This window comes from Lamprobacter sp. (genome assembly GCF_034860625.1).
Lineage (GTDB): Bacteria > Pseudomonadota > Gammaproteobacteria > Chromatiales > Chromatiaceae > Lamprobacter.
Genome location: NZ_JAYESN010000007.1, coordinates 89399 through 96058, shown reverse-complemented (window position 1 = coordinate 96058; position 6660 = coordinate 89399). Strand labels below are relative to the sequence as shown.

8 protein-coding genes and 1 tRNA gene are annotated in these 6660 nt (G+C 61.1%); 5 read left to right on the top strand and 4 right to left on the bottom strand.

From position 1 onward, the window contains the following. Nucleotides 1–517, bottom strand: a 517-nt coding sequence (locus VBE63_RS03515; RefSeq protein WP_323681608.1) for a Uma2 family endonuclease, incomplete at its 3' end; no start/stop codon positions are given. A 229-nt stretch (nucleotides 518–746) separates the two neighbouring features. On the opposite strand from VBE63_RS03515, the gene VBE63_RS03510 reads away from it, so the two are divergent. Both VBE63_RS03510 and VBE63_RS03505 read left to right on the top strand, forming a co-directional pair. Further along, nucleotides 747–2336 (top strand): GNAT family N-acetyltransferase, encoded by a 1590-nt coding sequence (locus VBE63_RS03510; protein WP_323681607.1) that lies wholly within the window; start codon nucleotides 747–749, stop codon nucleotides 2334–2336. Between the two features lie 105 nt (nucleotides 2337–2441). Then, nucleotides 2442–3200 (top strand): ABC transporter permease, encoded by a 759-nt coding sequence (locus tag VBE63_RS03505; protein WP_323681606.1) that lies wholly within the window; start codon nucleotides 2442–2444, stop codon nucleotides 3198–3200. Between the two features lie 226 nt (nucleotides 3201–3426). On the opposite strand, the gene VBE63_RS03500 is transcribed toward VBE63_RS03505, so the two are convergent. The 3 genes from VBE63_RS03500 to VBE63_RS03490 all read right to left on the bottom strand — a co-directional run bounded on the left by VBE63_RS03500 (nucleotide 3427) and on the right by VBE63_RS03490 (nucleotide 5138). Next, entirely contained in the window at nucleotides 3427–3639 is a 213-nt protein-coding gene (locus VBE63_RS03500; protein ID WP_323681605.1) for a hypothetical protein, read from the bottom strand. Nucleotides 3640–4108: 469 nt separating this feature from the next. Continuing rightward, nucleotides 4109–4198 (bottom strand) — tRNA-Ser (locus VBE63_RS03495). 319 nt (nucleotides 4199–4517) lie between these two features. Next, nucleotides 4518–5138 carry a histidine phosphatase family protein gene (locus tag VBE63_RS03490; protein WP_323681604.1) on the bottom strand — a complete coding sequence of 207 codons (621 nt, stop codon included), beginning with the start codon at nucleotides 5136–5138 and terminating at the stop codon, nucleotides 4518–4520. A gap of 65 nt (nucleotides 5139–5203) precedes the next feature. On the opposite strand from VBE63_RS03490, the gene VBE63_RS03485 reads away from it, so the two are divergent. The 3 genes from VBE63_RS03485 to xthA are packed head-to-tail and all read left to right on the top strand — an operon-like array spanning nucleotide 5204 to nucleotide 6645. Beyond that, nucleotides 5204–5518: a hypothetical protein gene (locus VBE63_RS03485; RefSeq protein ID WP_323681603.1), complete on the top strand. Its 315-nt coding sequence runs from the start codon at nucleotides 5204–5206 to the stop codon at nucleotides 5516–5518. Further along, nucleotides 5499–5816 (top strand): hypothetical protein, encoded by a 318-nt coding sequence (locus VBE63_RS03480; protein ID WP_323681602.1) that lies wholly within the window; start codon nucleotides 5499–5501, stop codon nucleotides 5814–5816. Before VBE63_RS03485 ends, VBE63_RS03480 begins: the two co-directional genes overlap by 20 nt. A gap of 13 nt (nucleotides 5817–5829) precedes the next feature. Beyond that, entirely contained in the window at nucleotides 5830–6645 is an 816-nt protein-coding gene (gene xthA, locus VBE63_RS03475) for an exodeoxyribonuclease III (RefSeq protein ID WP_323681601.1), read from the top strand. The last annotated feature ends 15 nt before the right edge of the window (nucleotides 6646–6660 follow it).

Here is a 6660-nt window from a genome sequence, read left to right as displayed (position 1 = left end):
CGACCTGATCGGCGAGATCCTCGAAGCTGCTGAGTATCCAGCGCCCATCGGCGCCCCGATTGTAACGTTCGACCAGCACCCGGTGCTGCGAGACCAGCAGGTACTCCTGTAATGAAGGAATACGACGATAGAGCGCAAATTTCTCGCCGCGGTCGTAGCCCTCGGTGGAGTCGGACAGGACCTCACCGATCAGGCTTGGATTGAGCAACAGATCGCGACGGCCATCCTGAAACGCCTGCTCGCCACAAAGCGCCATCAGATCCGGATACTTGCCGGCGTCCGCATGCTGGATGCGCAGTTTCATCCCGCTGGCGTAGACCCAGCAGGGACGGCCCTTCATTTGGATACTCAGCTCTCGGTTGATATTACTGAGAATCGCGTGATGCTCGGCGGTGCCGCCGCTCATCGCGAAGATCTCACCGTCGACGTATTCAGTTCGCTCATCGAGGCTGGCACGCTCGCCTTCGAGCCAGTCTTCAAAGCTGATACTTGGTTTCCGTTCTGCTTGGGGCGTCATTGGCTCGTCTCCGATTGAGAAAGTACATAGTGCATAGAGCATAGTCGAATCCGCCTCATAAGGCCTCCATCAACCTGCTCCCGTGTGATGACCAGGGCAGGACTGCTGGCGGGCCATCATCAGAAGGCAAACGGCCGACAGCGGCGCGGCAAGCAGGAGAAGTCAACGGCCACATGATGGTATTGTTCTAAGCATTGAGCCTGCCCTGCCTCCATCAGCATCCGACCGCATGAACGACACCGCCGACAGCCTCGCCCAACTGCATCTGCGCAACGCCAGCCCGCGTGACGTGTCCGCCATTCGCGCCCTGTTCGAGCGTGCCTATGCCGGCAGCGGCGTGAGCAGCTACAGCGCGGCGATGCTGCGTGGACAGATCAACAAGTTCCCGGAAGGCCAATTCGTCGCCGAGTACCAGGACGACGATGGCAGCCGACTCATTGGCTTCTGCTCCAGCTTCCTGGTCAGTGGCGAGATCGCGCTGAAGCCACACGGCTGGAACTGGATCACCGGCAGCGGTTATGCCTCTCGCCATGATCCGGATGGCGACTATCTCTATGGCATGGAGGTCTGCGTCGATCCCGAGTATCGCGGTCTACGGATCGGCCAACGGCTCTATGACGAGCGCAAGAAGCTGGTCCAGTCGCAGGCGCTCAAGGGCATCATCTATGGCGGTCGGCTGCCGACCCTCGATGCCGCATTGACGCGGGAGCAGGACGCCTATGACAGCCCTCAGGCCTATGTCGATGCGGTGGTCGAGGGCCGCGAGCGTGATCCGGTCCTGACCTTCCAGCTGCGCAACGACTTCCAAGTCATCGGCCTGCTGCCTGGCTACTGGCCGGAAGACCGGCAGTCGCGCGGCTACGGCATCCATCTGCTGTGGCGCAATCCACAGGCGCCCGATGAAAAAGAGGAAGCACGCGCCAAGCATTACGGCGGCCGGCTGATGGATACGGTGCGGGTCGCGACCGTCCAGTACCAGCAGCGGCGGGTTAAGTCCTTCGACGAATTCTTGGACATGCTGCGCTACTTCGTCGATGTGACCTCGGACTATCGCGCCGACTTCTGCGTCTTCCCCGAGCTGTTCTCGTTGCAGCTGCTGTCGATGGAGGATCAGGAGCTCTCACCGGCCGAGGCCATCGAGGCTTTAACGCGCTACACCGCACCGATCAAAGAGGCGCTGCGCGAGATGGCGATGCGCTACAACATCAACATCATCGGCGGCTCGCATCCGACCAAGATGGATAACGGCCGGGTCGAGAACATCTGCTACATCTGTCTGCGCAGCGGCGAGGTGCACGAGCAGGCGAAGATCCATCCAACCCCGAACGAGGTCTATTGGTGGAACATCGAAGGCGGCCATGAGCTGGCGGCGATCAATACCGACTGTGGCCCCATCGGTGTGCTGATCTGCTACGACGCCGAATTCCCGGAGCTGGCACGGCATCTGGTCGACCAGGGCGCGAATATCATCTTCGTCCCCTTCTGCACCGATGAGCGCCAGTCCTATCTGCGGGTACGCTATTGCAGCCAGGCGCGCGCGGTTGAGAATCAGTGCTATGTGGTGATGTCCGGCAACTGCGGCAATCTGCCGAATGTCGCCAACATGGACATCCAGTATGCGCAGAGCTGCATCCTCACCCCCTGCGACTTCCCGTTTGCGCGCGATGGCATCGCCGCCGATACCACGCCGAACGTCGAGACCGTCGCCTTTGCCGATCTCGGGCTCAAGGCGCTGCGCGAGGCGCGTAACTCCGGCACCGTGCAAAACCTCAAGGATCGGCGACATGATCTCTACACCACGATCTGGCGTGAGCGTTAGCCGCGACAGCGCAAGATGCGACTAAGCTTTTCCGACCTCGGTGCGAGGCGCTTCGGTCGAAGCCGCAGTGGACGAGCATGGCCCAACAGACACCAGCAGCCGGCGGTGCGCGCCCGCCTGAACGCACTCGAGCGCCTGGGCCTGGCGGCGGTCACGCTCCTGCTCTGCTTGCAGCTCTACCTCAACATCCTGCTAGGCCGCGCGCAGCTTGATCTACCAGCGCTCGCGCGCGCATTGCGCCAGGCGGGACTCTCGGTGCTGCCGGCGCTGACGCTAATTGCCGTCGCCGCTGGTGTCATCCTCGGCCATCAGGCCGCGCGGCTGCTCGCCGAGATCGATCTACCCAGGCTCATCCTGGTGCCAGTGATCTACGCGGTGGTGATGGAACTGATCCCACTGCTGGTCGGCGTCTTGGTTGCCGGCCGCGCTGGCGTGGCGCTTGCCGCCCGCCAGGCCACCCTGATCGCCAGTGGCAAGGTCGATGGACTGTTGGTGAGCGGCATGAATCCCATCCAATTCACCACCGGGCCGGTGCTGCCGGCCATGCTTGCGATGTCCTTTGCGCTCAGTGTCTGGGGCACGCTGGTGGCGCTGAGCGCAGCACTGCTCTGGCTGTTGGTGGTCGCCGATGTTCCGCTCTACCTCTTCAACGAGGCGCTGCGCCAAGCTTTGTCGCCGAGCGATCTGCTCGAAGCGCTCGGCAAGCCCCTGATCTTCGCGCTCGTGATCGCCTTGGTCGCCACCGCCAACGGCATCGCCGCCGGGCGTGACGTAGCCGGCGTCAGCCAGGCCGCGACCGATACCATGATCGGTGCCGTCACCACGATCCTGCTCATTGATCTCGCCTTTGTGCTGGCGCCCTGATGGGTCGATGCATTTCACCCTGCTGACCCAGGGCGCACACGACCTCCTGGACCTCGGGCGAGCACCCGGTTGTGGGCAGCCAACGCCCGCGCAGGGTGCCAAAATCGCTGAGGCCGTAGGGGAAGTGCATAAGGCGTCGCCTGTTGCGAGTACGATATGCCTGGGCATATAGCCGTTTGCCCTGACTCGCGGACCTGCGGCTCAATGCTCTGCTGTTCGACTATCGTCATTTCTGTCGGCGATCAGGCTGGATGGCTATCACAGTCTCACCGTTGATCAGGCGGGCGCTGGCACGCTTCTGCTCAGAGTGCCCGCAAGCACCCGCTCCATCCCAAGCGCGACCACCGCAAAGGCGCGCATCCTTGAGCCCATGGCGCTCGATCAGGGGACCGCCATAGTCACGCGCCTGGGCCTCGGCTTCATCGAGCTTGGCTTTCACGGCTAGGCGCGCAGCGAGCGCCCCGCGCGGTAACTCGCAGACCTGCTCACCGCTGAGGCCGAGGTCTTTGAGACTGAGTGAGGCATTTGAACTCTAGGCAACTACTCAGGCCATGCCATGTATTTAAAATATAAAGAATTTCAAAAAATCAACGCAATACGTGTAAAATTTAAAACTAATATAAATCAATGACTTAAAAATTCCACATCGCAGAGGCGCATCAAGTTTTTCTAGAAAATCCTTGTAATCGATTATTTTATAAGCAAAAAAACATAGGATCGCCTGAGTAGTTTAAGCCAATGCACACGAAGCCGAGGTCTCGCGCGCTCTACCCGATCACGAAGGTAAAACCCATTACATCCATCTATGGGTCGATAACCTACCGTTGTCGCAGAGGTGGACTGAAAGGTGGACTGCTGAAACCTGTGAATTACAACTGCCTGACTTTGCTAGACTTTCTCGGCAGTGTTGGCGGAGAGGGTGGGATTCGAACCCACGGTACGCTCGCGCGTACACCTGATTTCGAGTCAGGCCCGTTCGGCCACTCCGGCACCTCTCCGAGGCCGCTCTTCGCTATGCTTGCGAGGAGTAGCCCATAACTATAGCATCCTCGGCCTTTTAGGCCAATGCGTTGATGCCATTTCCCGATTGTCGCTCACAGCGTCTTCCCCTTTGGGCTCGGTACGATCATTGCGAGGGGCTGCTAAGCCCTTGTGGGCACTGGCTAGCTGTGAGCGCAGCACCTCCTCTACAGCCGCTTCAGAGAGCCGTTGCAGGATGCGTCCCAAGGGTCTTTAAGGGTGTCTTTTGGCCTGTTCAGATCCTGTTGAGGACGCTTTCTAGAGGGCCGCATCAGGGGCCAGCATCAAGTGCCAATCTTAGGGATGCCGCCAAGTCCGCAGTCGCTGAGCATTGACGAACTCGAGACTAATGCCATCAGGATCATGCCGTATTCGGGTCAGGCCAGCGTAGTCGATGCGGATGCGAGACCAGTGCTGAGGGTCGGCGTCGAGGACGTGGCCGACAATGGCCCGGCTGACGCCGGCGTGGCAGACGATGATCAGGTGCCGTCCTGGGTAGACCGCGATCTGGCGATCGTAGGCGCGGCCGATACGCGCCTGCAGGGCGTCGAGCCGTTCACCACCTGGCGGTCGGTTGGCGACGGGGTCGCGCCGGAAGGCGGTGAAGATGTCGGGCTCTTGCTCTGCGAGCTCGCTTGGGCGCCGCCCTTCCCAGGCCCCCATGGCAATCTCGCGCAGTTCCGGCTCAACCGCCAGCGGGCGGCCGAGTCGCGCCGCCAGCTCGCAGGCGAATTCGCGCGCGCGGGCCAAGGGCGAGCTGAGAATCTGATCCCAAGGCCCATGCTCGCCGACAGCGGCGCGCATCTGCTGCCAACCGCGCGCGCTGAGCGGGTGATCGACCCCCTGCCCGCGGATCATCCGACCGCCCAGCGGCTCACCGTGGCGAATCAGGTCGACAGTGGTATCTTGACGGGGCACAAGGACCTCCTTGGCAATTGAGCGGCAGCCAGCTGCTCCTGCGCGTTGCTTGACTAGGGTAGCTTATGTTGAATCGAGACAAGACCTATGTCGGCCTTGACGCCGACAGTTATGGTGGCATGACGCCAACCGGAACGATTATCCGTGATGCTCAGGTTTTTGGCCTGATCCCGGAGGGCGAGACTTGCAAAGGCTGGGCGGTATCGCGCGTTGAGGCCCTCTACGACCAGGTCAGCAAGGCCTGGCATCCCTATGGTCACCTCGTCTCACGTCTACCGGAGGATCTGCGCGAGCGCCATCGCCGCATCTATGACGCCGCTATCCAACAGGCCCGCGAGTTGGGCTGGTCTGCCGAATTGTATGATGACCCAGAGATCTGAAGACCCGCTGATCATCCGTCTGCTCGAGCTGGCCCGTGAGCTGGCCGACGAGTCCGAAGGCTATCTCGATCGCCAGGACGACTCACAGCTCTGGTACAACCGCGGCTACGCCAATGGCATGATTGCGGCGCTGCAGGCGCTAGGCTACGGGGCGGAGGCCAATGCTGCACTTGACCCGGATTGCTACGAGGCGGCCCGAGATCAGGCCCATCTCCCTTGGGGCAAAGCCTACGAGCACGGGCGCGAGATGGGCATCCGCGAGACCTACGAGGTCACCGGCAACAGCCCCTTGACCTGATTCAGGAATTCGTATGACCCGACTGATCTCATTTAATGTCAACGGCATCCGCAGCCGTCCACACCAGCTCGAGGCGCTGCAGGCGCGGCATGATCCAGATGTGATCGGCATTCAGGAGTCGAAGGTCGCCGATGACAGCTTCCCGACCGAGGCCATCAACGCGCTCGGTTGGCACGCCGCCTATCATGGCCAAAAGGGCCATTACGGTGTCGCGCTGCTCAGCAAGCGTGATCCACTGAGGATCGTCAAGGGGTTTCCGGAGGATGGCTCAGACGCGCAACGACGGGCCATTACGGGCTATTACAACCTCAGCGACGGCAGCGAACTTGCGGTTATCAACGGCTATTTCCCGCAGGGCGAGAGCCGTGCGCACCCGATCAAGTTTCCTGGCAAGCAGAAGTTTTATGCCGATCTCACCGCGTATCTCCGCCATCAGTTCAGTCCGACGCAACCGCTGGTGGTGATGGGCGATATGAATGTCGCCCCCCAGGATGCGGACATCGGCATCGGCGCTGACAACGCCAAACGCTGGCTGCGCACTGGCAAATGCAGCTTCCTGCCCGAAGAGCGCGAATGGCTGCAGACCCTGATGGATTGGGGCCTCAGCGATGCCTACCGTTGCGTCCATCCAAACCGCGACGACCGCTTCAGCTGGTTCGATTATCGCTCGCGCGGCTTCGAGCGCGAGCCCAAGCATGGACTGCGCATCGACCTGATCTTGATCTCGGCGCCAGTGCGCGAGCGGCTGCGCGACGCGGATATCGACTATGACATCCGTGCTCTGGAGCGCCCATCCGATCACTGTCCGGTCTGGATCGATATCGATTAATGGATGGACCGACCC